Here is a 22,512-nt window from a genome sequence, read left to right as displayed (position 1 = left end):
AAAAATAGGACCATGCGGTCCATACGAACAACGAACGAACGCCGCATGACTACCGATCTATTCGTCCGCCGCCCTTCTTCTAGCCGCCCAAGCTGCTCTGGCTCAGACGGTTCAGGCGTAAAAAAGCCCAGCCCTGAGGCTGGGCAGACCAACCCGCACGGGGACGCGGGAGGAGACCACTGGTTGCCACTGAGCTGCTTACGCAGCTTCGCCGGCAGATTCCGTTCTCGACTTCAACTCGGCGTGCCATTGCTGGATCGCCATCAAGGTCCCGGCCTTGCACTCCGATTTCCCGTTCAGGATTCGGTTGACGGTGGGCTGCGAGATCCGAAGGCGTTCGGCAATAGCGATCTCGCCGAGCTTCGTCAGAGCCTTGATCTCGATGAGCAGTTGCGTCGGAGTGAGTGTATTCATGGCTCACATTCTATACGCGATTGAATAGATGTCAATGCGCGAATGAATGCGATTTTGACCCACCCTATTCACGCTCGCATAGTTTGCGTCATGAAAGGACATGCAAAGGAACGGTCCGTCGGCGACCGACTCGACGAATTGATGCAAGCCTCACCACAGTTCAGGGTGCGCGGCCAGAGCGCCCTTGCGCGCGCGTCGGGCGTTAAGCAGCCGACCATCAACCGGATCCTCAACAACAAAAGCGATCCAGAGTCGGAGAACGTCAGGAAGCTTGCGAACGTCTTCGGTGTAACTTTCGAATGGCTGATGAGCGAGCGCGGACCGAAGTACGTCGTCGACTTGGCGTACACCGAAAAAGATGGCAACCGGGTATCAGTAGAGGCCAAACGGCTGCCGCTATCGGCAAATTCAGCAATAACTGAAGAGTTCGTAAACACCAGTACTAAGGGCAATCCCGCAGCGGTAAACAATGACCTAGACGAGCTCCTCCTTGGGTTCATAAAAGAACTCAGGGAGGCTCACGACGCGGGGCGCATTTCCGAAGAACTCATTGGTGCTCTGAAGGCTATGCTCGGAGCGATGACCAAGGCCAGAAAGCCCCCTTACGCCAGCAAGACGAAGAACATAGGGGCCGGTCGTAATGAACGAGGAACAAGAAAACGAGGCACAGGAACCGGATAACGTGATCGACATGCAGGGCTATCGCCAATCGCGCAAACGTTCTCGTGGTGCGCGACGAGGCGACATGCATCGGGCAGACGACGGATCAGTGCATGTGTACATCGACCTTGAGAATGGTCACTTGGACTACGGCCTTGCAGCCGTCACCCAGGAGAACGCGCTCTGGCTTCTCGAGCCATGGCTGGAGCTCGGTAGTGACCTCCTGAAAATTTACATGGATTGAATAATGAAGAATTCGATTCTTGCACTAAGTCTTTGCGTCGCGCTGGCAGGCTGCGTATCGAGCGGAGTCGAAGTGAAGCCAGAACAGACTTCGGACTTCCGGGCCGGCGTCACGACGCGACAGGAGGTGATTTCTAGACTGGGTACTCCAACGACGCAGGCTACGTTGCCCGATGGATCGACTATGCTCGTGTACAGCTTCAGCGCAGCACAGGCGCGTCCGGCCAGCTTCATTCCGATCCTCGGTGCGTTCGTGGGTGGCGCTGACGCGCGCAGCTCGATGGTCAGCTTCCAGTTCACGCCGGCCGGCGTCCTGAAGGGCTCGAGCAGCACATCGTCGCAATCCGGCTCGCAGATGGGAACGACCACTACCACGACGCCGATGCAGACGGATCAACCCCGACAGGTGCAATGATGGGATTCCGCTTTCGCAAGTCGATCAACGTGGCGCCCGGCGTGCGCCTGAACGTCAGCAAGAGCGGCGGCAGCTGGTCGTTCGGCAAGCGCGGCGCGACCGTCAACGTCGGGCGACGCGGCACTTACGCCGACGTCGGCATCCCAGGTTCGGGGCTCTCCTACCGCAGGAAACTCGACGCGCGCAGTGGCGCGTCCCGCTCGATCGCTATCATCTTCCTCGTGCTGACCGCCCTCTACTTCCTCGGTCGCTTCGTCCACTGACAACTCTCTAGGACCGGTTCAAAGCCCGCTTCGGCGGGCTTTTTTATTCCCCGGCGAGCGAACCGCACAATCTTCTATTCATTCGCGTATTGACATTTCTATACGTTGACGTATAGTTCAGTCGGACAGCAGGACACGTAGCACCTGAGGAGACGGACATGAGTAGGTCGATGAAGGTCATGTACAAGCGCATCGCCGGTCGCTGGATCTCGATGTACGAGACGCAAGTCCGTAACGCGGCCGGCGAGCTGAAGTTCCGCGAACTGGTCGATCTCAACGAAGTCGTCTGGGGGTGAGGTGTGCCATGCGAATCACCAAGGCGTTGCACCGCGCCGCCCGCAAGTCGCTCGATGGGCATGTGCGGTTTGTTGTGAAGATCGACCGCGGCTGTCACGTGTGCGAGCTGCGTGACCTGTGCAACCTGCGTTGCGGCCGCATTGAAGCCGCGTACTCCGCTGGCCGTTACGTGCCGGCTTCCTGAGACAAAGGACAGCAATGAACGAGAAGAAGGCAAAGGCGCTGCGCAAGCAGCTGCGCGAACAAGGCGTAGCAGTCGGCGGCTCTGGCCGCAAGGCCTATCGGATGGCGAAGCGCGACGCGCGCCCGCTGATCCCGAACATCGCGAAGCCGCTCGCGCCGACGCACAGCCATCGCACTGCGGAGGCACGTGCGCACGCCGCGCTGCCGAAGGACGAGCGCAACGAACCGTGGCGCGTCGGAGCGCCGCTGATCAGCGCTAAGCACCCGCAGCGCGCTCGCCGATCCGGCCGGAAGACTGGCAACCGCATGAACATGACACCGCCAGAAATGCAGCTGGCGCTTCGCCTGCAGGGCTTCGGCAAGTTCGCCGGCGCGTTCCTGTCCGGCGCGATGGGTGCGCTGGCCGGCATCGCCGGCCGCTATCAGAAGCGCGCTGCGCGCGGCCAGTAAGGGGCAACAGAGCGATCGCACGGCGCTTAATCCGGGCTCGCAAGGGAGCGACGGCCGCTTTGCGCCGCACCGGTGGAATACCGGATTACCCAACAAAACCGAGAGGCAGACGTGAATACCGAAACCAATACCGAGGCGGTTATCCCCGCCGCACCTAGCATCGCGCTGACGAAAGTCGATTCGACTCAGATCGACTCCATCGGCCATGACCCCGCAACGCAGACGCTCGCGATCCGGTTCAAGAACCGTTCGACCGGCGCGCCCACGAGTCTCTACCACTATTCGAACTTCACGGCCGAAGACTTTGCCGCATTCGAAGCCGCCGAGTCGAAGGGCTCGCACTTTGGGAAGCACATCAAGGTGTTCGACAAGAAGTACCCATACACGAAGATCGAAGACCGTCCAGCCGAGCAACAAGCGGCCTGACGGTTGCACGGCGTGCCGGCATCCGACCGGCACCTTCAAGAGTGGGCATTCGACGGCAGCGGGTGGGCTCCGCTGCAACAGCCCTGATTCGTCAGCGCGGCGCCAAATGCTGCCTTATGCAAGCGTCGAGCGTCCACCCTTGAAGTCACGAGTCACCTGACATTGCTATGGAGACCTACATGGAATCGCAAGCCAAAGAACAGCAGCCGCAGCCGGCCCAGCCGGTGCCGCGCCGCGTTCGCCTCTGGGACGAGCTGTGATGCGCCCCTACCACGAAATCAGGCGCACGCCGCTGAATGAGCTGAGCACCGCAGAGCATGGCGTGCTCCAGCTCGAATGGGCGATGCTGAAAGTCCGCGAGACGGCCAACCAGATCCGCGTCAAGTCGTGGATGAGCTATCGCGACATCAGCTACGACGTCGGCTACTTCAACGGCGTTCGCTTCTCCATTGCCATGGCGTTGCCAATTGGATCGTCGGACTACTACGAGTTCCGAGAAGTGTCCTCACGCTACGCGAGCGAGGTCCGATTCCTGTCAAGCGCTTACCTCGATCGTCGTCGTGGGAGCCGCCTGTCATGAGCCCGCTCTCGCTTCGTCCGTCGATACGCAAGTACGCCTCGCACCTAAGCCGCGAGCAGCGCCGCGCGTGGATGCGGCAGCGTCTCGCCCGCTCGCCGCGCGTCTCGATCAGCGGCGGCTACGTTCCGCCCAGCGTCGCACGTCAATTCGTGCGCACGCCGATCGGAGGTGCCAAGTAATGCGCTGGCTCGATCGACTCTACGAAAAGTACCCGCGCCGCACCATGGCCGGGATGCTGCTGCTCGGCGCGATCTGTCTGTACCTCTCGATCGAATGGGACAAGTCAGACACCGCGGCGATCCAGATGCAGATGCTCTACTCAACCAGGACCCAAACGTGAACACTGCCACTGCAACCATGGCGGACGTCGTCGACATGGAGCCCGCTCAAGCGCAGCTACCCGCTGCGCAGCCGGCCGCTCAGGTGCCGCGCGCCGTATCTCAATCCCCCATCAGCATCACGACGCCGATCGACCTGATGCGGTTCGCCCTTCAGAGCGGCGCCGATCTCGATCGCCTTCAACAGCTGATGCACATGCAGATGGAGTGGGAAGCAAACGAGGCGAAGAAGTCCTTCCGGCGCGCAATGGCCGCATTCAAGGCTGAGTGCCCGCCGATCTTCAAGCGCAAGGCCGTCGGCTACAACACACGCGAAGGCGACTTCGTCGGCTACAAGCACGCCGAACTGTCAGATGTGACAGATGTCGTCATCCCATGCATGGCACGCCACGGTCTGACCCACGACTGGGATATCCATCAGGAGCCCAACAAGATCATCGTCGAATGCATCGTGACGCACGTCGACGGCCACTCGAAGAAGGTCAAGATGGAAGGGCCACCTGATACGAGCGGCAAGAAAAACGTGATGCAGCAGGGAGGCAGCACGGTCACCTATCTCGAGCGATACAGCCTGCTCGCGGCACTCGGCATGTCGACAAAAGGTGAAGACGACGATGGTGCCGGCGGCGCGGAAGGTGATGCTGGCAAGGAAGGTAACCCATCGCACCAGACGACTCCAGCCGGCAAGACTGCCGCGACTAAGGATGAACCCGCGCAGGCCGACACGAAGTTCTACGACCAGACCAAGTTCAACGCGAACAAGGACGCCTGGCGCGAGGTCGTCAAGTCCAAGCGCAAGACACCGGCGCAGATGGTCAAGTTCATCGAATCCAAAGGCGCCCCCCTCACCGAAAACCAGAAGCTCACCATCGACAGCTGGAGCCACGAGAATGACTGAACGGATCACCCATGACTTGGTGCAAGGAACTCCAGAATGGCTGGAGTTCCGCCTCACCCACTTCGGCGCCAGCGAAGCCGCCGCGATGCTCGGCCTCTCGCCGAAGGTGAAGCGCAACGAACTGCTGCACATGAAGTTCACCTGCCAGCCGAAGGAATTCAGCGACTGGGTGCAGGAGCACATCCTCGACGAAGGTCACAGGCTCGAAGCGCTCGCGCGTCCGATCGTCGAGCAGCAGATCGGCGAGGACCTCTATCCCGTCACGTGCTCGCTCGGGATCCTCTCCGCATCGTGCGACGGCCTGACCATGGGCGAAAGCGACGCATGGGAGCACAAGCAGTACAACGAGGCCCTGTACGAATCGATCGAGTTCGGCGAGCTCCCAGAAGAGCACATGCCACAGGCGCAGCAGATCCTGATGGTGACCGGCGCGGACCGCCTCAAATTCACGTGCTCGGACGGCACGCCCGACAAGATGGTTCACCTCGAGGTGCTGCCTGATCCGGAGTGGTTCGAGCGGCTGCGCGCCGGCTGGGCCCAGTTCGAAAAGGACCTCGCCGCATATGAGCCGCGTGAGCTCAAAGAGAAGCCGCAGGCCGAGGCGATCATGGGTCTGCCGACGCTGGCCGTCCAGATCAAAGGCGAAGTCGTCGCGAGCAACCTGCCGCGCTTCAAGGCTGCGGCTGACGTGTTCATCGCGGGCATCAAGACAGATCTGAAGACCGACCAGGACTTCGCAGATGCCGAAGAAACGATCAAGTTCTGTGACAAGGCGGAAACCCAGATCGACCTTGCACAGTCTGCAGCCATCTCCCAGACGGCCAGCATTGATGACCTGATGAAGACGCTCGGTCACATCAGGGAGCAGCTGCGCCGCAAGCGCCTTGACCTTACCGGTACCGTAAAGAAGCGCAAGGAAGAGATCAAGACCGAGATCCTGCTCGACGGGCGCCGCCAGTTCGCCGATCACATCAAGGCGATCAACCTCGAACTCGTCGACGTGTGCACGGTGGACGTGCGCGTGAACGTCGCCGAGCCGGACTTCGCTGGCGCAATCAAGGGCAAGCGCACGCTCGCCAGCCTGCACGAAGCGGTCGACACTGCGCTCGCGAACGGCAAGATCGCCGCTGACGCGGCCGCGCGCGAGCTGCGCGCGAAGCTCGACTGGTACGTGAAGAATGCGGACTCGTTCGACTTCCTCTTCCGCGACCTCCAGACGGTCATCCAGAAGCCTGCAGACGACTTCAAGCTCGTGGTGACGACGCGCATCGATCAACACAAGCAGAAGGAAGCCGAGCGCAAGGCGCGTGAGGATGCCGCATCGGCAGCAGCGGCCGAGGCTGCAGCGAAAGCTGCTGCTACCCAAGCCGCGCCGGCTGCTGAAGCGCAACCTGCGGCCCCCGTAGCCAGCGCCGCGCCCTCCGCAACACCCGGCGCTGGTGAAGCTCACCGCCCTGCTGCTACCCAAGCCGCGCCGGCTGCAGGCGGTGGTCTCCGCATCCCGCGCCCCACCGCCGCGCAGATCATCGACATCCTCGCCGAGCACTACGGGACGACCTCGCAGCAAGTCGCGGCTCTCCTGTCGACCATGGACTTCAAGGCTGAGCTCGATCGCCTCGAAGCGACTGCCTAATCCCCTCCTCCACTCAGAAAGGAATCCGCGTCATGTCTGAATTGAAGCTGATCAACGTCAAGGCCAAGGTAGCTCACGTGCAGGGCCGACAGGAACTGAACGGCGATGAGTACCGCCTCGCATGCGATATCCGCCTTGAAATGGATCTACCGAACCGCGTGCTCGACCAACTCGACACGCGTCTGCTCGAAACCTTCTACTGGCGCAATCCGGCATTGGTAGACACGAAGACTGAAACGATCGAGGGCGTCGAACAGGTGTATCCGAACCTGCGCTTCGAGCACCTGCACATGCCGCTGAAGTGGAACGAACGTTTCGATGAAGGCCTGTTCGTCATGCCCCATGGCGACGAGGTGGACGCGGACGTGCGCCTGGGCGAAGTGAAGATCAATGAGATCACGCTCTTTCCGAAGGAAGGCGGGACGGTGCACCTGTCGGTCCGCATACAGGCCCATCCAGACGAAGAGGACCTCGTGCGCATGTTCACGGTCATGCAGCGCGTGGTGACGGTGACGGTCGATACCGATCCGGAAGACGAGGAAGAACAGGAATCAGAGGCGCCGGCAGCCGAGAAGAAGCCCGCACGCGGCCGTCGCAAGAAAGGCGAAGCGGTTCCCGAAGAGCAAGTCGGCCAGATCGCGCAGGCGATGACCGAAGCGCAGCAGAAGGCGGAACCCAATCGCAAGAAGAAAGGCCAGCAGGCTGACGTCTTCGACGATGGACGCGTCGAGCAGATCAAGGAAGCGATGACCGCCGGCGAAGGCGCGTCGCAATAACGAACGGGCGAAGCCGTCGGCCGACTGGATGGAGCTTCGGCATTGATCTCCGACTGGCCGACGGTCGGAGCCCCACCTGAGAGAGACATGAGCACTCCACACCTTGCAGCCGAGAAGTTCGAGCAGTGGGCAATCGTCGAACTGTTCGGCCACCAGCGAATCGCGGGACGCATCAGTGAGCAGACGATCGGCGGCTGCGCCTTCGTGCGCGTCGACGTGCCGGCTCTGCCTGCAGACGACACCTACATCGCGACGCAGGCGTTCACGAAGCTCTACGGCAACGGCGCCATCTACGCGATGAGCTTCGTCGACGAGGCTGCCGCACTGATGGCCGCGCGCCAGCTGCGCCTGCAGCCGATATCGGCATTCGAGCTTCGCCGCGCGCTGGAAAACCTGCCAGCTCGCGGTGGCCAGCCGCAGCTTGAGTACGGCACCGATCAAGGCGACGAAATTCCCCTGTGAGGCGCGCGATGAGCGATCAACACGACAACCGCATCTATCGCGAGCAGACGTCGAATCTTGAAGACGGTGGGCCGGCGTTTCCGGTTTCCGATCCGTTTGCATTCAGTCCAAAAAACGAAGGGGAAGCAAAGCGGCTCGCACACGGCATGACGTTGCGCGACTACTTCGCGGCGAAGGCACTCGCGGGAATGATCATCAGCCATGGTCACAGGTTTAGCGCCAAGGAAGATGCCGGGCGCTGCTATGCAATCGCCGACGCGATGCTCTGCGCGCGGGAGGCATCGTGAGCCGCGACCGCTATCCCCGCATCGGCACGGAGATGAAGGCGCAGACGAAGTTCTGCTCGTGCTGCGACCAGCCGGCCGTCAAGCGCATCGACGTCCAGACCGACTGGATGCGCGGCAACGATGACGTGATGCAGGTGTGCGACGCGCACCTGGTGATGGCGCGCGCCAGCCAATGGCGTCGGCTTTACCACGATCACGAGACGGAGCAGCGCAAGCGGCGCGACGAGCACGAGGTTGCAACGCTCGTCCCGCGCGTGAACTGCCCGACCTGCAGCCGTCGCGTCAAGGAAACCGGTCTAGCCGACCACATGCGCGACTCACACGGAGTGCCGAAGCAATGACGACACAGGAACCTCTCTGGAAGGCGCTGCGCCGGCTTGAGCACGCGCATCTCAGCGACTTCGACAGAAACCTGCTGCGTCCGGCGTTCGCCGCTCTGCACGGCAGCGAAGCGATGAAGCTCCCAGAGCGCGTCGTGAGCCTGATCCGCAAGCTCGACGCGCAGCTGCCGAGGGAGGCTTGACCATGCTGCTCGACAGGATCACCGGCGCCGACAAAGAACTGCGCGCCTCGGTCGAAAAGACGTATTGGGGCGGCAAGGTCGGCAGCGAGCCGCACCCGAAGTACGGCTACGGATGTGACGTGTTGCCGAACGGCTGGAAGGAGATCAGCTGGTCAGACTTCGCTGGCTCCCATTTCTTCTGGTACACGCCGATCGCGACTGGCTGGTTGAGGACCACGATCGGCGATGCGCGTCTGTTCTTCATGCACAACCAGATCAGCTTCGCACTGCTCGGAAACCGGGACGGCACGGTCAAGGTGTTCCAGTTCGGCTGTCAGCACCAGATGGACAGCGTGAACGTGGGCAACTGCCTGAACCGCTACACCTGCAAGCTGTGCGGCTTTGCGGAGACCGTCGACTCGTCCGATTGACGAAAGAGTAACCCCTAACCGCGCGATATGCGCGGCATGTTTGACCGGCGTTAGCCGGGTCGTTTTCCAACTCACAGGAGATGTCATGCAGCAACTTCAGCTTCCACCGATCGCCGAAGGCGAGGTCTACGTCGGCGCGATCGGCGACAAGAACGGCGACTTCTACCACGTCATTCTGCTGCCGGGTGATAACGATGATAAGCCGTTTGCAGATCAGCTGGCATGGGCGAAGAGCATCGGTGGAGACCTGCCGAACCGGATCGAGCAGGCCATGTTGTGGGCGAATCACCGCGACCTGTTCAAGCGCGACTGGTATTGGAGCAACGAGTCGCACCACGACGATGACGCCTGCGCCTGGTGTCAGCACTTCAACGGCGGCAACCAGAGCAGCGTCCGCAAGAGCTACAGCCACTGCCGCGCGCGTGCCGTCCGCAGATTGCCGATTTAGTCATTCATTCATTTTCGAGGAGCATCAGCAATGACCATCACGCTTGAGGCCATCGAGGCCAAGCAGTCCGAGATCAGCACGTTGATCGAGGCATTCAGGAAGCAGTCGGCCAGCACGACCGTCGACGTCGCAGCGATGACGATCAGCCTAGCGCCCGGAGAGCGCTACGCGGGGCTCATCCTCGGCGACGACGGCATGCCGTCTCACCACCTCGTGATGTTGCCCGGTGATATGGACGGCGACACCTGGAGCAGCGCTCAGGAATGGGCCGCAGACCTAGGTGGTGAGTTGCCCACGCGGCGTGAGCAGTCCCTACTGTTCGCGAACCTCAAGGGAGAGTTCCAAAGCGCCTACTACTGGTCCAGCGAGACGCATGAGTCGGATAGCGCCTGCGCCTGGTTTCAGTACTTCGGCGGCGGCGGCCAGGGCAGCGGCCACAAGGGCGACTACGGCTGCCGCGCGCGTGCCGTCCGCAGATTGGTTATTGAGTAATTTAGTCCTTTAAACCAGCATGGCCACTCACACCCAACTCCCGATCTACAAGGTCGCGTACGACCTGCTCGACGTCGCGACCAGTCTGGTCAAGAACATGCAGCGCGATTTCAAGCGCTCGATCGGTGACAAGATCACCACTGAGTGCATCGAGATCACGGTGCTGATCTTCCGCGCGAACGTTGCGCAGGAAAAGGCACCTCATCTGCTTGAGCTGCTCGAGCGCCTGCAGGTCGCCGAGCTGATGATCCGTCTAGCGAAGGATAAACGGCTGATCTCGCCGGACGGTTATGCAAAGGCGGTCGAGATGACGACCAGCATCGGGAAACAGGCTAACGGGTGGCGCAAGTCCGCAGTGCGCCCGCTTCATGGAGGTCAAGGCCGCCATGACTGAGCGCCAATTAAATCTGGTCGTGCCGCTGGCTCACAAGGCCACCGACATGCGCATAACGGATACCACCGGGAGTCACCGGGTTCGGTCCGGCGCAGTTTCCGCACTGATCGGCGCATGCCTTCGGTGTGGCGACGTAGATAGCACGATACGACGCAGTTCTCGGCCAACTTGGATCAATGCATGAACCCGAACGGAACCACCAAACACGGTCATCACGGATCGCGCACATATATGCGATGGAAGGCTATGCGCCAGCGTTCCTCTACTGGTCGTGATGCACACCATGCCGAGTACTACGCAGGCGTGACGTGCTGTGATCGCTGGGCGAGCTTTGAAGCGTTCCTAGCCGATATGGGCGAATATCCACCGGACCACACGCTAGACCGCTTTCCGAATGCGAACGGCAACTATGAGCCGGGCAACTGTCGGTGGGCCACGATGGCCGAGCAGAACGCCAACCGATCGAACTGCATCCTGATCACCCGCGATGGCGTCACGAAGACTGCTACCGAATGGGCGCGCACGCTCGGTTTGCGCCCGACTACGGTAATTGAACGTCTGCGGCGCGGATGGAGCCATGAACGCGCGCTGTTGGCACCGACGAGGCGGAGGTCTGCGTCATGAAACCAATTTATATCTTCGACCTTGATGGCACGCTCGCACTGATCGAGCATCGCAGACACCTCGTCGAAGGGCCCAAGAAAGACTGGCGTGCGTTCTTCGCCGCTTGCGTTGATGACAAGCCCAATCAGCCTGTTATCGACACCCTCAAATCGCTGCGCAAAAGCGCGGAGGTTTGGGTATGGTCTGGCCGCAGCGACGAAGTGCAAAGGGAGACGTTGCAATGGCTGCATAAGCACGGCGTTTTCCATTCCTTCTGGAACCCGCTGAAAGCGCCTGAGCAGTTCCGCATGCGCAAGGCTGGCGACCATCGCTCCGATGTGGAACTGAAGTTCGGATGGCTCTCCGAGATTGAGCCACCAGAGTACAAGCGGCTAACGGCTGTTTTCGACGACAGAGATTGCGTTGTGAAGATGTGGCGCGATTCAGGTATCCCCTGCTTCCAAGTTGCTCCCGGAGACTTCTGAGGTGAGCGCAACGGCCAACAGCTATTTCGGACTGTTGCGGCAGGCGCCGGCGAGTCACCACGACCGCGCGCGGCTGTCAACCGTGGTGCGCGAGCGCGGGCACGCCGTCAACGCGGCTTTCACACAGACGTATCGGCGTGGCCGCACGGGAGCCATCAATGACTAAGCGCAAACCAGGATCGACAACGCCACCGCGCGTCCTCTGGCCACCCGAACAAGTCGCTGAGCTTCGACTGCGTTACCCAGACGAGAAGACGGAGGTCATCGCTGAATCGTTCGGTGTTTCGGTGAGCCGTGTCTATTCAAAGGCCGCGAAGCTTGGCCTGTCCAAGTCGGAAGCCTTCTTTGCGTCGCCTGGCTCTGGCCGCATGGACGGCGTACGCGGTGCTAGTAGCCGGTTCGTCAAGGGGCAGACACCCGTCAACAAGGGGATAAAGCGACCCGGGACCGGCTCGCGTACCTCGTTCAAGCCGGGCCAGCGGCCGCCTAACTGGATGCCGATTGGAAGCCTGCGCGACAGCCAGGGCGGCTACCTGCAAGTGAAGGTATCGGAGACCAATAACCAGCTAAAGGATTGGGTCTTCCTGCACAAAAAGCTGTGGGAAGACGCGCACGGCCCAATCCCAAAAGGACATGTCGTCGTGCTGAGGGATGGCGACAAGAAAAACGTCGTTCTCGAAAACCTGGAACTGATTACCAAGCGCGAGCTGATGGCTCGCAACACTGTTCACAACTTGCCTAGCGAGCTGAAGGAAGTGATCCGGCTCAAGGGCGTCCTTTCAAGGAAGATCAATGGCCACGATCGAGGAGCTTCGGACTCACCTGTTCGCAACGTTGGAAGCGCTGAACGACAAGGAAAAGCCGATGGAGATTGAGCGCGCCAAGGCGGTCGCCGAGGTGGCTCAGGTCATCATCAATTCCGCCAAGGTCGAGGTCGAGCACTTGAAGGTAACCGGCGGCAAGGGAACGGGCTTTATTGCCGATACCCAGCCGCAATTGCCGAATGGAATCACCGGCATCACGAAGCATCGGCTAGCGGGCTAGACGCCATGCTAGTGAGATTGGGCGCGTACATTCGGACGTCATACGACACTGGACCGTACATCGTGGAAAAGGTAGATGGCCCATGCACGTGCCCTGAATACATCCGCTCGATCAACGGCGACGTGCGCCCATCGAAGCCTCATTATCACCTCACGGTGCTAGGCGTCGAGCGCCACGAGAAGGGCAAGACCTACTGGCTGAACGGTTACACCATGGATGGACGATCGGTGTGGAGCAAAGATCGTTTGACAGATGCAAGCCAACTGGAGCTTTTCGCATGACTGATGCTGAACTGTCGCACATCCGAGACGAGGCGGCGACGATCGCCGACGACTGGGCAGAACGGCAAGCGGTCGAGCCGTCGAAGGAAGCCTGCAATGCCCGGTTCATCCGCGAAGTGGTCAGACTGCTGACTACGCATACCAGCGCCAGCGAGCGCATCGACCAAGAGGGAGGTGACCGTGGCTGAAATCGACTTGGACGCGCTGCGAAAAGAGTTCGCAGACTACATCACCGAAACGGAGCCCAGTATCCGGGCCAAAACGCCAGGGCTAAAACAGATTGAAGTGCTGGTCGTGGTCGCGATATCGCTATTCGGTGCGGCCAAGGAACTGAAAGCTCGCGTCGCGGAGCTTGAGCGAGACATCACCTTCCAGAAGTCAGTAACGGACGCGGCACGCCAACAGCAGGCTGAACTTCTCGGACGCGCCGAGAGCGCTGAGTCCCGTCTCGGCGTGCACGCCACGACGACGTCATGCATGTGCAGTGGACTGGGGCCGTGCGAGCAGCGCACTGACGGCTCGTGTCGTCTCGCTAAGACCGTCGAAGCCAGCGCAGGCGGGGAAGCGGTGGCGTTCCAGAATCGCGTGCGACCGTGGATGCTGGAATGCTTCGGGTCCGAGATTGCATCTGACCGGATCGAGCGGAACCACCGCTTTTTCGAGGAAGCGACCGAGCTCGTGCAGGCCTGCGGAATGACGGCCAGTGAAGCACATCAGCTGGTCGACTACACATTCGGGAGACCTGTCGGCCAGCGTCATCAGGAGGTTGGTGGCGTGATGGTGACGCTCGCGGCTCTGTGTCTGGCGAACGAATTGAATATGCATTACGCAGGCGAAGCGGAACTCGCACGTATCAGCGTGCCCGCGACCGTCGAGAAGATTCGCGCCAAACAAGCTGCGAAGCCGAAGCACTCGCCCCTCCCCGAGCACACGACTACGGCCAGCGCGGCATCAACGGCGAGAGCGGCCCGCGCCGAGGGCATGGAAGAAGCGGCGAAGATCTGCGACACCTTGCAGAGCGCCAGCAAGGTCGGCGCATACCGAGGTGCGTATGGCCACGCCGCCGAGTGGATCCGTACCGTCGCAAAGACTGCGGACGTAGTTGAGAAACTGGAGCCGGTCCCAGTTGCCACCGTCATCGTGGCCGATTTCGCGCGCTGCGCGGCCCACCCCGACGGCGACTGCACTCACGCGAAGTGCCCGCAGCTCCGCGACGGCGAGCCGGAAAAGTCCGGTCGCCACTGCCCGCTTGATACCCGAGGAGACGACGAATGATGCGCACCCTGCTCTACTGGCTCAGCGGCATGCGGCCGTGCCGAATCATCAGCGACGGGGGCAAGCCCTACCTCGAACGCTATTACCTGTGTACGGTCTTCGGCACGCGCTGGTACCTGCACCGCTTCGTCGCGAGCGACCCTGATAGAGGATTCCATGATCACCCATGGCCGTGGGCTATCTCGCTCATCTTCATCGGCTGGTACTGGAACCTGACGCGTGCTGGCACATGCCGCGTGCGCTGGTTCAACTTCATCGGCGCCGACACCTTCCACCGCGTGGTGCTGCCTAGGGATCGCGGTGTACCCGAAGTTTGGACGCTGTTCGTGCACCGCGCGCAGGACGTGAAGCCGTGGGGCTTCTTGCGCGAGAAAGGCCAGCTCGGCATGGTCTACGTCCCGTTCAGCTACCCGCAGGGCGTCAAGCAGAGCGAATGGTGGAAGACGGCGCCGCGCGGCCGAAATGAACTCCGGAGGATGCCGCGATGAGCGCAGTGACCGGACCAATCAGCACGCTGCCCGGTGCGCACCATTCCGTGCCTGAGGGCACCATGTGCGACGACCATCCGGACCGGATGGCGACGCATCGCGTGCAGGGTGAGACCGATTCATTTGGCAGCGAGCTCAACGACATGTGCGATGAGTGCTATGCCACATACAAGCGCGAGATGGCCGAGACGGCTGCCGAGCGGGCAACCGGAACGTGTGATTGGTGCGGTAAGGCAGCGACGGACCTGCGCCAGCGACGCGACTACGAAGAAGGCTCGTACGGACGCCTCTATGACGTGTGCGGTGCGTGCATCCGGCGCCAGAACCAAGAGGCCGAAGAAGAGTTGGAGCGCTACGGCTATTACGACGACTGTGGAGATTGATAGCGTGAGCCAGAACAGCAAAATCGAATGGACGGACATGGTTTGGAATCCATTGCGCGGATGCTCGCGCGTCTCGCAGGGCTGCACGCACTGCTACGCCGAGCGCGTCGCGATGCGCTTCAGTGGCGCCGGGCAGCCGTATCACAAGCTCGTGCAGATGACGTCGCAGGGGCCGAAGTGGACGGGCAAGGTTCGCACGGTACCGGAGGCGCTCGCCGCGCCGTTCGGCTGGGCGAAGCCGCGCCGCGTGTTCGTGAACAGCATGTCGGATCTGTTCCACGAGTCGGTACCGTTCGAGTTCATCGCGAGCGTGTTCGCGGTGATGAGCGTCACAACGCGGCACACCTACCAAGTGCTGACGAAGCGTCCGGAGCGCATGGTCGAGTTCTTCAAATGGGTCAAAGACGGCGAAGGCGTGTTCGATGATGACGCAATCAGTAGTCGCATGCCAAAGGACATCCCGTGGGTACCGCATCACCACAACACGCGGCGCGGCGGCTATGACAACTGCGGGCCCGGCTTCCCGTACGAGAACGTCTGGCTCGGCGTGAGCGTCGAGGATCAGCGCGCCGCCGATGAGCGCATCCCGCTGCTGCTGAAGGTGCCGGCTGCGGTGCACTTTCTCAGCGTCGAGCCGATGCTGGGACCAGTCGACCTCGAGCGCCCGATGCCGGGACCGGATCTCGACCAAGGCAGCGGCGCGAAGATCTGCCAGCCCTGGTACATCCAGAGTGGAATCGACTGGGTGATCTGCGGCGGCGAGTCGGGGCCTGGCGCGCGGCCGATGCATCCTGACTGGGCGAGGGATCTGCGCGATCAGTGCGCAGAAGCCAAAGTGCCCTTCTTTTTCAAACAATTCGGTGAGTGGGCACCCGGCGAGAACTGCGGCGGTCCGCTCAAGCGCACCGAGCAGGTTGCGCACTGGTTTGGCGATCAATGGTGCTTCAGCACGCTCACGCCGAGCGGCTCAGTCGGCATGCACTACGACGATGAGCCGACCGTCTATCGCGTCGGCAAGCGCACTGCCGGCCGTCATCTCGATGGCCGCACGCACGACGAATTCCCGGAGGCTAAGTGAATTCAGCCCCCGTGGACCGTGAACCCGCCATCGATGAACATGCGGCCCGCTTCAAACCCCAGCTGGAAAGCCTCATTCATCGACTGCGATTCGCCGACGCCGCCGACCTTGCGCATGCCCTTCTCGCGCGTGCCGACGTACACGTGAAACGGCCAGCTCTCGCTGCGGATCTCGTACGCGGTAATGACGTGGATCAGCTGGTCCTTGTAGTCGTCTTCCGCCACCTGACGCGGCCCGGTTTCGATCTGGCGCATGGTCGTCTCCAATGTGATTTTCGAGGAATCCTAGCATGATTGAGCGCCCTATCCTGTTCAGTGGCCCGATGGTCCGCGCGATCCTTGACGGTCGCAAGACGCAAACACGGCGCGTCGTCAAAGGCTTCGCGCTCGAACTGCTGCATCCCGATAACTTCACGCCGGAATATGTCGCGCTGCCGGAGAACGACCTCAGTCCCTACGGGTACGCCGGTGACCACTTGTGGGTCAAGGAAACCTTCGTCGCATTCGGCCGCTGGGAGACGCGCTACAGCGAGGAAAAGGGCCGCGACGAGTGGCATTTCGTCGATATGACGGTCGAGGCCGGATTCGCGTACCGCTTCGACGGCGCCGATCCTGACGCGCGCCGCCGAGCTGGGGCCGCGCCTACCTGGCATACGCGCCCCTCGATCTTCATGCCGCGCGCGGCCTCACGCATCACTCTTGAGAATGCCGGCGTGCGCGTCGAGCGGCTGAATAGCATCAGCGAGGCCGACGCGATCGCCGAAGGCATCGAGCGCCATTACACCGGATGGCGCCCGTACACCACGATGTTTTACGAAGCGGACGGGGTGACGCCAGCCAACTATCTTCGCGATCCGCGCGACAGCTATCGGCAACTGTGGGACAGCCTCAATGCCGCGCGCGGCTATGGGTGGGATGTCAATCCGTGGGTGTGGGTCGTGGAATTCAGGAGGGTCCAATAATGATCGCAGCCTATCCGCTCCAGTGGCCTGAAGGCTGGCCGCGCACGAGGTCATATGCGCGGCAAAACGGAAAATTCAGCACGCGTGCTCGATCGACGATGCGTGAAATGCCGAAGGCGCTTACCGTCATGGACGGCGTCGAGCGCGTGTTGCTAGAGCTTAGTCGCTTCGGCATTGGCCGAGACGATATCGTGATCTCGACCAATATCCCGACGCGCCTAGATGGTCTCCCCCGATCCGACCAGAAAGCCCCTGACGATCCAGGCGTCGCTGTCTACTGGCGAACACGAAAGGGCGATCATCGCGTCATGGCGATCGACCGCTACCAGAAAGTGGCCGACAATCTCGCGGCCGTTGCAGCCACGCTCGATGCTATGCGCGCGATCGAGCGGCACGGCGGCGCGCAGATCTTAGACCGCGCGTTCACCGGTTTCACGGCGCTTCCAGCACCCGGCGCGCCGCGGAACTGGCGCGAGGTGATCGGCGTCGGGCCCGGCGTGCGCGACATGGCAACGGTGCGCGCCGAATACCGGCGCCGCGCGCAAGAGCATCACCCGGATCGTCCCGGCGGCTCGCACGATGCAATGACGGAACTGAATGCGGCGCTCGCCGCAGCGGAAAAGGAACTAGGCTGATGCAATACCTGACCGAGACCGACCTCGCCGGCGAGCGCGGCTGCATCTTGAGCGACTGCGGCACCTACCGGTACCGCCTGTGGCGCGAGTGGGACCGTACGCGGCCGACGCTGGCGTTCCTGATGCTCAATCCATCTACGGCCGACCACCTGACGGACGATCCGACGATAACGCGCTGCATGTCGCGCGCCGTCGCAGGCAAGTTCGGGCGGCTTGACGTCGTGAATCTGTTCCCACTGCGCGCCACCGATCCGGCCGAACTACTGACGCATCCGGACCCGATCGGCCCGAAAGGCAAAGGCATCAGCGCGGACGGCGCAATCCTGGACGCGATCGATCAGGCCCACACGGTCATCTGCGCCTGGGGTGCGCACCCGGCCGCCGCGGCGCGCGCCGCCGACGTTATGCGAATCGTCAGCATGTGCGGCATGCGCAATAAGCTCTACCACCTCGGTCTGAACAAGGACGGCAGCCCGAAGCATCCGCTTTACATCGCCGCGAGCACGCGGCCTAAGCGTTTCGAATGGAGTGATCGATGAGAGCCATCAACATCAAACAAGTCGCCGCGAAGGTTTCGCTCGGCCAGTCGACCATCTACCGCATGATCGCCAAAGGCGAGTTTCCGAAGCCCTTCTCGCTCGGCGGCAACCGCACGGCATGGCTCGAGGAGGATATCGACGACTGGCTCGCCGACAAAGCGGGGAAGCCGCGGCCGGCGCGCAGCGATGCGCCCGACCGCAGCAACATCACGCCGCTGACTGTCGCGTCGTGAGCGGCACGACGGGCGCCTTCTTGCTGCTGCAGTACCGCGCCCACTCCTCCATCATCTTGCGGCGCCGCTCGAGCATGTCACCGCGTCGATAGGCGCCTTCTACTTTGCTCTCGACGGCATGCGCGAGGGCCATCTCTGCCAGCGAGTCCGCATATTCCGTGCACTCCGCAACCCAGTCCCGGAACGTCGATCGAAAGCCGTGTACCGTGATATCGGTATAGCCCATGCGATCGAGCAGGTTGAGCATCGCCATGTTCGACAGCGGTTTGCCTATCTTCTGACCCGGGAATAGATAGCCGCCAGGCTTCGCCATCTTCAGCGCCTCGCGCACGATCGCGACGGCCGACTCGGATAGCGGCACTCGCAGCGCAACTTCCATCTTCATGCGATCTGGGGGCACCGTCCACACGTTGCGATCGAGATCGAACTCCTCGGGCCGCGCGAGCAGCGCCTCGGATGTTCGCACGCAGGTCAGGATGAGCAGATGCAACGCGCGCGCCGCCGGCGCCGGTCGCTCGGCGAGCTGTGGCATGAACTCGGAGATCTGCGCGTAGGGCAGCGCCGGATGATGCTTCACGCGCCGCGCGCGCTTTCGCTTCGGGAGGATCTGCTCGAGGTGGCCGCGCCAGCGCGCCGGGTTCTCGCCGCTGCGCTTGCCGAGCGCCTTCGCGGCATCGAGGACCGATTCGATGCGCCCGCGCACGCGGCTCGCGGTCTCGGGCTTCTCAAGCCAGATCGGTTGCAGGATGCGCACGACCATCGGCGTATCGACGTCGCGCACATCGGTCGTCCCGATAATCGGGTAGGCGTAGGTCGTGAGCGTGTTCTCCCACTGCTGCGCGTGCTTCTTGTTCTTCCAGCTGCCTTTATGCGCAGCAATGAAGTCGGTCGCGGCTTGGCGGAAGGTCAATACATCGGGCGCGGCCGCCGCAGCTCGCTCACGATCGGCATTGCGCGCCTCGATCGGGTCGATGCCCTCGGACAGCAACTTGCGCAAGCGCCCAGCCTCGGCCCTCGCCTCGGCGAGCGAGACCGACGCGAGCGGCCCGAGGCCCATCTCACGCGCACGCTTGAGGAACATATAACGGAAGATCCACGAGCGCGATCCGCTCGAGGATATTTGCAGATACAAGCCGCCGCCGTCGGCGTGATACCCCGGTTGGACCTCGCGGGACACGCGCAGCGCGTTGAGCCGATGGAGTTGTTTTGAGCCCATGTCTACCCACAAATCTACCCACAAACGATGGTGCGATTATGTGGGTAGCCCTGAGAAGCGGCAAGAATATTGACACCCCCAAAACGGCCGTGGGTACGAGGCTGGCGGGTGTTGCTGAGAGAATCTGAGAACTGCTGAAAGGCTTGACTGGCGGAGAGAGGGGGATTCGAACCCCCGATAGGCTATTAACCTATACACGCTTTCCAGGCGTGCGACTTAAACCACTCATCCATCTCTCCGGCGGGAGGCGCATTATAGCAAACTTCGGGCCCCGCGCCACCCACCTGCTGCTCCCGCCCTGTCACGGGTGGCGAATGTAGTCGACGAGCGCCGTCGTATAGGCATCCGGCTTGCGATCGAAGAGGCTCACGGCGATCGTCACGGCAAACCCCGCCGGCACGCCGAACACGCCCGAGCTGATCGGCTCGATTCCGAACCACCGTTGCCCGGCGAAGCCCGTCAGCTGCGTGAAATACGGATACGTCGACACGATGTAATAGACGCACACCACAAGCCCCGCGACCATGCCCGCCACCGCGCCGAGCTTGGTCGTGCGCTTCCAGAACACGCCGAGCACGAGCACCGGAAACAAACTCGACGCCGCGAGCGAAAACGCCGCCCCCACGAGAAACAGAATATTCCCCGTATTCAGCGACGCGACATACGACGCGAACAGCGCGACGCCCAACAGCAGGATCTTCGAAATCGTCACGCGCCGCTGGCTCGACGCCGACGGGTCGACCATGTGGTAATAGACGTCGTGCGACAGCGCATTCGCAATCGTCAGCAACAAGCCGTCGGCGGTGGAAAGCGCCGCCGCCAGCGCCCCCGCCGCGATCAAACCCGATATCACATACGGCAGCCCGGCGATCTCGGGCGCGGCGAGCACGACCATGTCGGGCTGCATCCGGATCTCGGACCAGCGGATGATGCCGTCGCGATTCGTATCCGCGATCCCGATCAGCGACGGCTCGACCCGGTGCCACTGCGTCACCCATTGCGGCCAGTCGGCAAACGGGTGTCCGACGAGGTTCGTCAATATCTCGTACTTGATCAACACAGCCAGCACCGGGACGGTCACATAGAACAGCGCGACGAAAAAAAGCGTCCAGCCGACCGAGCGGCGCGCAGCGCTCACCGACGTCGTCGTGTTATAGCGCGTCAGGATATGCGGCAGGCTCGCGGTGCCGAGCGACAGGCACAGCAAGAGCGACAGGAAATTGCGTTCGTGAATGCGCCGCTCCTCCTCGTTCGAGGCAGGAAACGCCTCGTGCATCGGCACCGGATCGGTTGCAAGCGCAAGCATTTCGTCGCGCTCCTGGCTCCAGACGACGCGCGCCGCCGCGGCATCGTGCGGAAACTCAGCAAGCTCATGCTCACGCTGATCGATCTCGCGCAATGGTCCGTTGTGCCGCCGCAGTTCGGCGATCTCGTTGGCGAGCCGCGTTTTGTCGTCGACATAGGACGCGGGCAGCGCGGCGATCCGCGCATCGATTTGCGCCGCGCGCTGCCGGTACGACGCGCGCACGCTCTCCTCCTTCGGCGCGTCGCGCACGTCGTGCTCGAGCGTTTCGAGCTTTTCCATCAAGTGGCCGTAGCTCAACTGCGGCACCCAGCCGAGGCCGTCCTTGTGCGCGATCATCGACACCGGAATCAGAAACGCGCTGATCAAGATGATGTATTGCGCGACCTGCGTCCACGTCACCGCGCGCATCCCGCCGAGGAACGAGCAAACGAGTATCCCCGCCAGGCCGCACGAAATGCCGATCGCAAAGTCGACGCCGATAAAGCGCGTCGCGATCAGCCCGATCCCCTGGATCTGCGCGACGAGATAGACAAACGAGCAGAGAATCGCGGCAAGCGCCGCGAGCGCGCGCACCATGTTGCTGGAAAAGCGCGTGCCGAGAAAATCGGGAATCGTATAGCGCGCGAGCTTGCGGACGTACGGCGCGAGCAGGAAGGCGACCAAGCAGTAGCCGCCCGTCCAGCCCATCAGGTACGCGAGGCCCTCGTAGCCGGTCGCATAGAGCGAACCGGCGAGACCGATAAACGACGCGGCCGAGAGCCAGTCGGCCGCGGTCGCCATCCCGTTGAACGCCGACGGCACGCGCCGCCCCGCCACGTAGTATTCGACGAGGTCGGACGTGCGCGACAAGAGCCCGATCACCGCGTACACCGCGATCGGCACGAACAGGAACACGTAGCCGATCCACACGCCCGCGCCGGTCGTGCGCTCGATCCGCCACAGCACATAGATGAACAGGAAGAAGCCCAGCGTATAGAGCGCGTAAGCGCGAATCAGCCGGTGCGTGAGCGTCATCGAGCGGCTTCCGTCGCGCTGTCGGCGCTGGCTGCATCCGCATCGAAGGCGCGCCGCAATGCGCAGTCCGCGCGTTGCATCAGCGCGATATAGACGGCGATCAGCACGAGGTAGACGAGAATCGAGCCCTGCGCCCCGATATAGAACGGCAGGCGAAAGCCCGCGACGCGCACGGCCGAAAGCGAGCGCGCCAGCGCCGGCACGACGAACGACACGAAGAAGCCGATCGACATCAGCGCGGCGATCAACGCGACGTTGAAGCGCCAATAGCGCCGATGGGCGCGCGCCATCGCGTCCGTGACCGGCGGCGGTTCGGGCGGAGGGTTCAGCGGGAGAGCGTGAGGGGGATGCGGCGCGGCCATGCGCCTATGTATCAAAA

General features: G+C 62.2%; 42 protein-coding genes and 1 tRNA gene. 37 read left to right on the top strand and 6 right to left on the bottom strand.

Annotation, left to right across the window (positions count from 1 at the left end; genetic code table 11):
* Window positions 1-198: 198 nt before the first annotated feature.
* Window positions 199-414, bottom strand: a complete 216-nt coding sequence (locus tag J3489_RS19360) for a hypothetical protein (RefSeq protein ID WP_207000681.1) — start codon at window positions 412-414, stop codon at window positions 199-201.
* Window positions 415-504: 90 nt separating this feature from the next.
* Here J3489_RS19360 and J3489_RS19355 point away from each other — a divergent pair, with 90 nt between their 5' ends.
* The 33 genes from J3489_RS19355 to J3489_RS19195 all read left to right on the top strand — a co-directional run bounded on the left by J3489_RS19355 (window position 505) and on the right by J3489_RS19195 (window position 16,229).
* Complete coding sequence (locus J3489_RS19355) at window positions 505-1,095, top strand: helix-turn-helix domain-containing protein (RefSeq protein WP_207000678.1); 591 nt, start codon at window positions 505-507, stop codon at window positions 1,093-1,095.
* A complete protein-coding gene (locus J3489_RS19350) occupies window positions 1,055-1,318 on the top strand; it encodes a hypothetical protein (protein WP_207000676.1) in 264 nt (87 codons plus the stop codon). The genes J3489_RS19355 and J3489_RS19350 overlap by 41 nt, the downstream gene beginning before the upstream one ends.
* A gap of 3 nt (window positions 1,319-1,321) precedes the next feature.
* Entirely contained in the window at window positions 1,322-1,732 is a 411-nt protein-coding gene (locus tag J3489_RS19345) for a hypothetical protein (RefSeq protein WP_207000674.1), read from the top strand.
* Window positions 1,729-1,995 (top strand): DUF4236 domain-containing protein, encoded by a 267-nt coding sequence (locus J3489_RS19340; protein WP_242540134.1) that lies wholly within the window; start codon window positions 1,729-1,731, stop codon window positions 1,993-1,995. Before J3489_RS19345 ends, J3489_RS19340 begins: the two co-directional genes overlap by 4 nt.
* Window positions 1,996-2,153: 158 nt before the next feature.
* Window positions 2,154-2,291 carry a hypothetical protein gene (locus J3489_RS19335; RefSeq protein WP_207000672.1) on the top strand — a complete coding sequence of 46 codons (138 nt, stop codon included), beginning with the start codon at window positions 2,154-2,156 and terminating at the stop codon, window positions 2,289-2,291.
* Window positions 2,292-2,299: 8 nt separating this feature from the next.
* Entirely contained in the window at window positions 2,300-2,476 is a 177-nt protein-coding gene (locus J3489_RS19330) for a hypothetical protein (RefSeq protein ID WP_207000670.1), read from the top strand.
* A gap of 14 nt (window positions 2,477-2,490) precedes the next feature.
* Window positions 2,491-2,925: a hypothetical protein gene (locus tag J3489_RS19325; RefSeq protein ID WP_207000668.1), complete on the top strand. Its 435-nt coding sequence runs from the start codon at window positions 2,491-2,493 to the stop codon at window positions 2,923-2,925.
* 141 nt (window positions 2,926-3,066) lie between these two features.
* Window positions 3,067-3,351 carry a KTSC domain-containing protein gene (locus J3489_RS19320; RefSeq protein WP_207000888.1) on the top strand — a complete coding sequence of 95 codons (285 nt, stop codon included), beginning with the start codon at window positions 3,067-3,069 and terminating at the stop codon, window positions 3,349-3,351.
* A gap of 259 nt (window positions 3,352-3,610) precedes the next feature.
* Entirely contained in the window at window positions 3,611-3,931 is a 321-nt protein-coding gene (locus J3489_RS19315) for a hypothetical protein (protein WP_207000666.1), read from the top strand.
* Complete coding sequence (locus tag J3489_RS19310) at window positions 3,928-4,110, top strand: hypothetical protein (protein ID WP_207000907.1); 183 nt, start codon at window positions 3,928-3,930, stop codon at window positions 4,108-4,110. The genes J3489_RS19315 and J3489_RS19310 overlap by 4 nt, the downstream gene beginning before the upstream one ends.
* Window positions 4,110-4,271 carry a hypothetical protein gene (locus J3489_RS19305; RefSeq protein WP_207000665.1) on the top strand — a complete coding sequence of 54 codons (162 nt, stop codon included), beginning with the start codon at window positions 4,110-4,112 and terminating at the stop codon, window positions 4,269-4,271. The genes J3489_RS19310 and J3489_RS19305 overlap by 1 nt, the downstream gene beginning before the upstream one ends.
* A 17-nt stretch (window positions 4,272-4,288) precedes the next feature.
* Window positions 4,289-5,167, top strand: a complete 879-nt coding sequence (locus J3489_RS19300; protein ID WP_207000663.1) for an ERF family protein — start codon at window positions 4,289-4,291, stop codon at window positions 5,165-5,167.
* On the top strand, window positions 5,160-6,800 hold the full coding sequence (locus J3489_RS19295; RefSeq protein ID WP_207000661.1) for a YqaJ viral recombinase family protein: 1,641 nt from the start codon (window positions 5,160-5,162) through the stop codon (window positions 6,798-6,800). The genes J3489_RS19300 and J3489_RS19295 overlap by 8 nt, the downstream gene beginning before the upstream one ends.
* 32 nt (window positions 6,801-6,832) lie before the next feature.
* Window positions 6,833-7,576, top strand: a complete 744-nt coding sequence (locus tag J3489_RS19290) for a hypothetical protein (RefSeq protein WP_207000658.1) — start codon at window positions 6,833-6,835, stop codon at window positions 7,574-7,576.
* An 87-nt stretch (window positions 7,577-7,663) separates the two neighbouring features.
* Window positions 7,664-8,038 carry a hypothetical protein gene (locus J3489_RS19285; RefSeq protein ID WP_207000657.1) on the top strand — a complete coding sequence of 125 codons (375 nt, stop codon included), beginning with the start codon at window positions 7,664-7,666 and terminating at the stop codon, window positions 8,036-8,038.
* 8 nt (window positions 8,039-8,046) lie between these two features.
* Window positions 8,047-8,325, top strand: coding sequence for a hypothetical protein (locus J3489_RS19280; RefSeq protein ID WP_207000655.1), 279 nt, complete (start codon window positions 8,047-8,049; stop codon window positions 8,323-8,325).
* A complete protein-coding gene (locus J3489_RS19275) occupies window positions 8,322-8,666 on the top strand; it encodes a hypothetical protein (protein WP_207000653.1) in 345 nt (114 codons plus the stop codon). Before J3489_RS19280 ends, J3489_RS19275 begins: the two co-directional genes overlap by 4 nt.
* Window positions 8,663-8,848, top strand: a complete 186-nt coding sequence (locus J3489_RS19270; RefSeq protein WP_207000651.1) for a hypothetical protein — start codon at window positions 8,663-8,665, stop codon at window positions 8,846-8,848. The genes J3489_RS19275 and J3489_RS19270 overlap by 4 nt, the downstream gene beginning before the upstream one ends.
* Before the next feature lie 2 nt (window positions 8,849-8,850).
* Window positions 8,851-9,258 (top strand): hypothetical protein, encoded by a 408-nt coding sequence (locus J3489_RS19265; protein ID WP_207000650.1) that lies wholly within the window; start codon window positions 8,851-8,853, stop codon window positions 9,256-9,258.
* Between the two features lie 85 nt (window positions 9,259-9,343).
* Window positions 9,344-9,706: an Lcl C-terminal domain-containing protein gene (locus tag J3489_RS19260; RefSeq protein ID WP_207000648.1), complete on the top strand. Its 363-nt coding sequence runs from the start codon at window positions 9,344-9,346 to the stop codon at window positions 9,704-9,706.
* Window positions 9,707-9,736: 30 nt separating this feature from the next.
* Window positions 9,737-10,198 (top strand): Lcl C-terminal domain-containing protein, encoded by a 462-nt coding sequence (locus J3489_RS19255; RefSeq protein ID WP_207000646.1) that lies wholly within the window; start codon window positions 9,737-9,739, stop codon window positions 10,196-10,198.
* A gap of 19 nt (window positions 10,199-10,217) precedes the next feature.
* Window positions 10,218-10,592, top strand: a complete 375-nt coding sequence (locus J3489_RS19250) for a four helix bundle protein (protein WP_207000645.1) — start codon at window positions 10,218-10,220, stop codon at window positions 10,590-10,592.
* 180 nt (window positions 10,593-10,772) lie between these two features.
* The gene (locus J3489_RS19245; RefSeq protein ID WP_207000644.1) at window positions 10,773-11,216 is read left to right on the top strand and encodes a hypothetical protein; all 444 of its coding nucleotides are present in this window, start codon (window positions 10,773-10,775) and stop codon (window positions 11,214-11,216) included.
* Window positions 11,213-11,680, top strand: a complete 468-nt coding sequence (locus J3489_RS19240) for a phosphatase domain-containing protein (protein WP_207000643.1) — start codon at window positions 11,213-11,215, stop codon at window positions 11,678-11,680. Before J3489_RS19245 ends, J3489_RS19240 begins: the two co-directional genes overlap by 4 nt.
* Window position 11,681: 1 nt before the next feature.
* Window positions 11,682-11,846 carry a hypothetical protein gene (locus J3489_RS19235; RefSeq protein ID WP_207000904.1) on the top strand — a complete coding sequence of 55 codons (165 nt, stop codon included), beginning with the start codon at window positions 11,682-11,684 and terminating at the stop codon, window positions 11,844-11,846.
* The gene (locus tag J3489_RS19230; protein WP_207000642.1) at window positions 11,839-12,555 is read left to right on the top strand and encodes an HNH endonuclease signature motif containing protein; all 717 of its coding nucleotides are present in this window, start codon (window positions 11,839-11,841) and stop codon (window positions 12,553-12,555) included. Before J3489_RS19235 ends, J3489_RS19230 begins: the two co-directional genes overlap by 8 nt.
* The gene (locus tag J3489_RS19225) at window positions 12,545-12,724 is read left to right on the top strand and encodes a hypothetical protein (RefSeq protein WP_242540133.1); all 180 of its coding nucleotides are present in this window, start codon (window positions 12,545-12,547) and stop codon (window positions 12,722-12,724) included. Before J3489_RS19230 ends, J3489_RS19225 begins: the two co-directional genes overlap by 11 nt.
* Before the next feature lie 62 nt (window positions 12,725-12,786).
* Window positions 12,787-13,005, top strand: a complete 219-nt coding sequence (locus tag J3489_RS19220; RefSeq protein WP_207000640.1) for a hypothetical protein — start codon at window positions 12,787-12,789, stop codon at window positions 13,003-13,005.
* On the top strand, window positions 13,002-13,193 hold the full coding sequence (locus J3489_RS19215) for a hypothetical protein (protein ID WP_207000639.1): 192 nt from the start codon (window positions 13,002-13,004) through the stop codon (window positions 13,191-13,193). The genes J3489_RS19220 and J3489_RS19215 overlap by 4 nt, the downstream gene beginning before the upstream one ends.
* Window positions 13,186-14,280, top strand: a complete 1,095-nt coding sequence (locus tag J3489_RS37705) for a hypothetical protein (protein ID WP_242540132.1) — start codon at window positions 13,186-13,188, stop codon at window positions 14,278-14,280. Before J3489_RS19215 ends, J3489_RS37705 begins: the two co-directional genes overlap by 8 nt.
* On the top strand, window positions 14,277-14,768 hold the full coding sequence (locus J3489_RS19205; protein ID WP_242540131.1) for a hypothetical protein: 492 nt from the start codon (window positions 14,277-14,279) through the stop codon (window positions 14,766-14,768). The genes J3489_RS37705 and J3489_RS19205 overlap by 4 nt, the downstream gene beginning before the upstream one ends.
* A complete protein-coding gene (locus J3489_RS19200) occupies window positions 14,765-15,151 on the top strand; it encodes a hypothetical protein (RefSeq protein ID WP_207000638.1) in 387 nt (128 codons plus the stop codon). Before J3489_RS19205 ends, J3489_RS19200 begins: the two co-directional genes overlap by 4 nt.
* A gap of 4 nt (window positions 15,152-15,155) precedes the next feature.
* Window positions 15,156-16,229 carry a DUF5131 family protein gene (locus J3489_RS19195; protein ID WP_309491393.1) on the top strand — a complete coding sequence of 358 codons (1,074 nt, stop codon included), beginning with the start codon at window positions 15,156-15,158 and terminating at the stop codon, window positions 16,227-16,229.
* Between the two features lie 2 nt (window positions 16,230-16,231).
* Here the strand turns inward: J3489_RS19195 and J3489_RS19190 are convergent, their stop codons facing one another.
* Window positions 16,232-16,483, bottom strand: a complete 252-nt coding sequence (locus J3489_RS19190) for a hypothetical protein (protein ID WP_207000634.1) — start codon at window positions 16,481-16,483, stop codon at window positions 16,232-16,234.
* 35 nt (window positions 16,484-16,518) lie between these two features.
* On the opposite strand from J3489_RS19190, the gene J3489_RS19185 reads away from it, so the two are divergent.
* The 4 genes from J3489_RS19185 to J3489_RS19170 all read left to right on the top strand — a co-directional run bounded on the left by J3489_RS19185 (window position 16,519) and on the right by J3489_RS19170 (window position 18,597).
* Entirely contained in the window at window positions 16,519-17,190 is a 672-nt protein-coding gene (locus J3489_RS19185; RefSeq protein WP_207000632.1) for a hypothetical protein, read from the top strand.
* Between the two features lie 128 nt (window positions 17,191-17,318).
* Window positions 17,319-17,825: a J domain-containing protein gene (locus tag J3489_RS19180; protein ID WP_207000630.1), complete on the top strand. Its 507-nt coding sequence runs from the start codon at window positions 17,319-17,321 to the stop codon at window positions 17,823-17,825.
* Complete coding sequence (locus J3489_RS19175) at window positions 17,825-18,364, top strand: DUF1643 domain-containing protein (RefSeq protein ID WP_207000629.1); 540 nt, start codon at window positions 17,825-17,827, stop codon at window positions 18,362-18,364. Before J3489_RS19180 ends, J3489_RS19175 begins: the two co-directional genes overlap by 1 nt.
* Entirely contained in the window at window positions 18,361-18,597 is a 237-nt protein-coding gene (locus J3489_RS19170; RefSeq protein WP_207000627.1) for an AlpA family transcriptional regulator, read from the top strand. The genes J3489_RS19175 and J3489_RS19170 overlap by 4 nt, the downstream gene beginning before the upstream one ends.
* On the opposite strand, the gene J3489_RS19165 is transcribed toward J3489_RS19170, so the two are convergent.
* From J3489_RS19165 to J3489_RS19150, 4 genes are all read right to left on the bottom strand, one after another.
* A complete protein-coding gene (locus J3489_RS19165) occupies window positions 18,572-19,813 on the bottom strand; it encodes a tyrosine-type recombinase/integrase (RefSeq protein WP_207000625.1) in 1,242 nt (413 codons plus the stop codon). The two genes, J3489_RS19170 and J3489_RS19165, sit on opposite strands and share 26 nt — an antisense overlap.
* Before the next feature lie 148 nt (window positions 19,814-19,961).
* A tRNA-Ser gene (locus J3489_RS19160) sits at window positions 19,962-20,052 on the bottom strand.
* 62 nt (window positions 20,053-20,114) lie between these two features.
* The gene (locus J3489_RS19155; protein ID WP_207000623.1) at window positions 20,115-22,133 is read right to left on the bottom strand and encodes a sodium:solute symporter family protein; all 2,019 of its coding nucleotides are present in this window, start codon (window positions 22,131-22,133) and stop codon (window positions 20,115-20,117) included.
* Entirely contained in the window at window positions 22,130-22,495 is a 366-nt protein-coding gene (locus J3489_RS19150; protein ID WP_207000621.1) for a DUF4212 domain-containing protein, read from the bottom strand. The genes J3489_RS19155 and J3489_RS19150 overlap by 4 nt, the downstream gene beginning before the upstream one ends.
* Window positions 22,496-22,512: the final 17 nt, after the last annotated feature.

This window comes from Trinickia mobilis, from assembly GCF_017315705.1.
Taxonomy (GTDB): Bacteria; Pseudomonadota; Gammaproteobacteria; order Burkholderiales; family Burkholderiaceae; genus Trinickia_A; species Trinickia_A mobilis.
This window is presented reverse-complemented; position numbering and strand designations above follow the sequence as displayed.

Bases quoted from the DNA above. Each gene is read 5' to 3' on its own strand.
- J3489_RS19360 (WP_207000681.1), bottom strand. From the start codon at position 414: ATGAATACACTCACTCCGACGCAACTGCTCATCGAGATCAAGGCTCTG.
- J3489_RS19355 (WP_207000678.1), top strand. From the start codon at position 505: ATGAAAGGACATGCAAAGGAACGGTCCGTCGGCGACCGACTCGACGAA.
- J3489_RS19350 (WP_207000676.1), top strand. From the start codon at position 1,055: ATGAACGAGGAACAAGAAAACGAGGCACAGGAACCGGATAACGTGATC.
- J3489_RS19345 (WP_207000674.1), top strand. From the start codon at position 1,322: ATGAAGAATTCGATTCTTGCACTAAGTCTTTGCGTCGCGCTGGCAGGC.
- J3489_RS19340 (WP_242540134.1), top strand. From the start codon at position 1,729: ATGATGGGATTCCGCTTTCGCAAGTCGATCAACGTGGCGCCCGGCGTG.
- J3489_RS19335 (WP_207000672.1), top strand. From the start codon at position 2,154: ATGAGTAGGTCGATGAAGGTCATGTACAAGCGCATCGCCGGTCGCTGG.
- J3489_RS19330 (WP_207000670.1), top strand. From the start codon at position 2,300: ATGCGAATCACCAAGGCGTTGCACCGCGCCGCCCGCAAGTCGCTCGAT.
- J3489_RS19325 (WP_207000668.1), top strand. From the start codon at position 2,491: ATGAACGAGAAGAAGGCAAAGGCGCTGCGCAAGCAGCTGCGCGAACAA.
- J3489_RS19315 (WP_207000666.1), top strand. From the start codon at position 3,611: ATGCGCCCCTACCACGAAATCAGGCGCACGCCGCTGAATGAGCTGAGC.
- J3489_RS19310 (WP_207000907.1), top strand. From the start codon at position 3,928: ATGAGCCCGCTCTCGCTTCGTCCGTCGATACGCAAGTACGCCTCGCAC.
- J3489_RS19305 (WP_207000665.1), top strand. From the start codon at position 4,110: ATGCGCTGGCTCGATCGACTCTACGAAAAGTACCCGCGCCGCACCATG.
- J3489_RS19300 (WP_207000663.1), top strand. From the start codon at position 4,289: ATGGCGGACGTCGTCGACATGGAGCCCGCTCAAGCGCAGCTACCCGCT.
- J3489_RS19295 (WP_207000661.1), top strand. From the start codon at position 5,160: ATGACTGAACGGATCACCCATGACTTGGTGCAAGGAACTCCAGAATGG.
- J3489_RS19290 (WP_207000658.1), top strand. From the start codon at position 6,833: ATGTCTGAATTGAAGCTGATCAACGTCAAGGCCAAGGTAGCTCACGTG.
- J3489_RS19285 (WP_207000657.1), top strand. From the start codon at position 7,664: ATGAGCACTCCACACCTTGCAGCCGAGAAGTTCGAGCAGTGGGCAATC.
- J3489_RS19280 (WP_207000655.1), top strand. From the start codon at position 8,047: ATGAGCGATCAACACGACAACCGCATCTATCGCGAGCAGACGTCGAAT.
- J3489_RS19270 (WP_207000651.1), top strand. From the start codon at position 8,663: ATGACGACACAGGAACCTCTCTGGAAGGCGCTGCGCCGGCTTGAGCAC.
- J3489_RS19265 (WP_207000650.1), top strand. From the start codon at position 8,851: ATGCTGCTCGACAGGATCACCGGCGCCGACAAAGAACTGCGCGCCTCG.
- J3489_RS19260 (WP_207000648.1), top strand. From the start codon at position 9,344: ATGCAGCAACTTCAGCTTCCACCGATCGCCGAAGGCGAGGTCTACGTC.
- J3489_RS19255 (WP_207000646.1), top strand. From the start codon at position 9,737: ATGACCATCACGCTTGAGGCCATCGAGGCCAAGCAGTCCGAGATCAGC.
- J3489_RS19250 (WP_207000645.1), top strand. From the start codon at position 10,218: ATGGCCACTCACACCCAACTCCCGATCTACAAGGTCGCGTACGACCTG.
- J3489_RS19245 (WP_207000644.1), top strand. From the start codon at position 10,773: ATGAACCCGAACGGAACCACCAAACACGGTCATCACGGATCGCGCACA.
- J3489_RS19240 (WP_207000643.1), top strand. From the start codon at position 11,213: ATGAAACCAATTTATATCTTCGACCTTGATGGCACGCTCGCACTGATC.
- J3489_RS19230 (WP_207000642.1), top strand. From the start codon at position 11,839: ATGACTAAGCGCAAACCAGGATCGACAACGCCACCGCGCGTCCTCTGG.
- J3489_RS19225 (WP_242540133.1), top strand. From the start codon at position 12,545: ATGGAGATTGAGCGCGCCAAGGCGGTCGCCGAGGTGGCTCAGGTCATC.
- J3489_RS19215 (WP_207000639.1), top strand. From the start codon at position 13,002: ATGACTGATGCTGAACTGTCGCACATCCGAGACGAGGCGGCGACGATC.
- J3489_RS19205 (WP_242540131.1), top strand. From the start codon at position 14,277: ATGATGCGCACCCTGCTCTACTGGCTCAGCGGCATGCGGCCGTGCCGA.
- J3489_RS19200 (WP_207000638.1), top strand. From the start codon at position 14,765: ATGAGCGCAGTGACCGGACCAATCAGCACGCTGCCCGGTGCGCACCAT.
- J3489_RS19190 (WP_207000634.1), bottom strand. From the start codon at position 16,483: ATGCGCCAGATCGAAACCGGGCCGCGTCAGGTGGCGGAAGACGACTAC.
- J3489_RS19185 (WP_207000632.1), top strand. From the start codon at position 16,519: ATGATTGAGCGCCCTATCCTGTTCAGTGGCCCGATGGTCCGCGCGATC.
- J3489_RS19180 (WP_207000630.1), top strand. From the start codon at position 17,319: ATGGACGGCGTCGAGCGCGTGTTGCTAGAGCTTAGTCGCTTCGGCATT.
- J3489_RS19175 (WP_207000629.1), top strand. From the start codon at position 17,825: ATGCAATACCTGACCGAGACCGACCTCGCCGGCGAGCGCGGCTGCATC.
- J3489_RS19170 (WP_207000627.1), top strand. From the start codon at position 18,361: ATGAGAGCCATCAACATCAAACAAGTCGCCGCGAAGGTTTCGCTCGGC.
- J3489_RS19165 (WP_207000625.1), bottom strand. From the start codon at position 19,813: ATGGGCTCAAAACAACTCCATCGGCTCAACGCGCTGCGCGTGTCCCGC.
- J3489_RS19155 (WP_207000623.1), bottom strand. From the start codon at position 22,133: ATGACGCTCACGCACCGGCTGATTCGCGCTTACGCGCTCTATACGCTG.
- J3489_RS19150 (WP_207000621.1), bottom strand. From the start codon at position 22,495: ATGGCCGCGCCGCATCCCCCTCACGCTCTCCCGCTGAACCCTCCGCCC.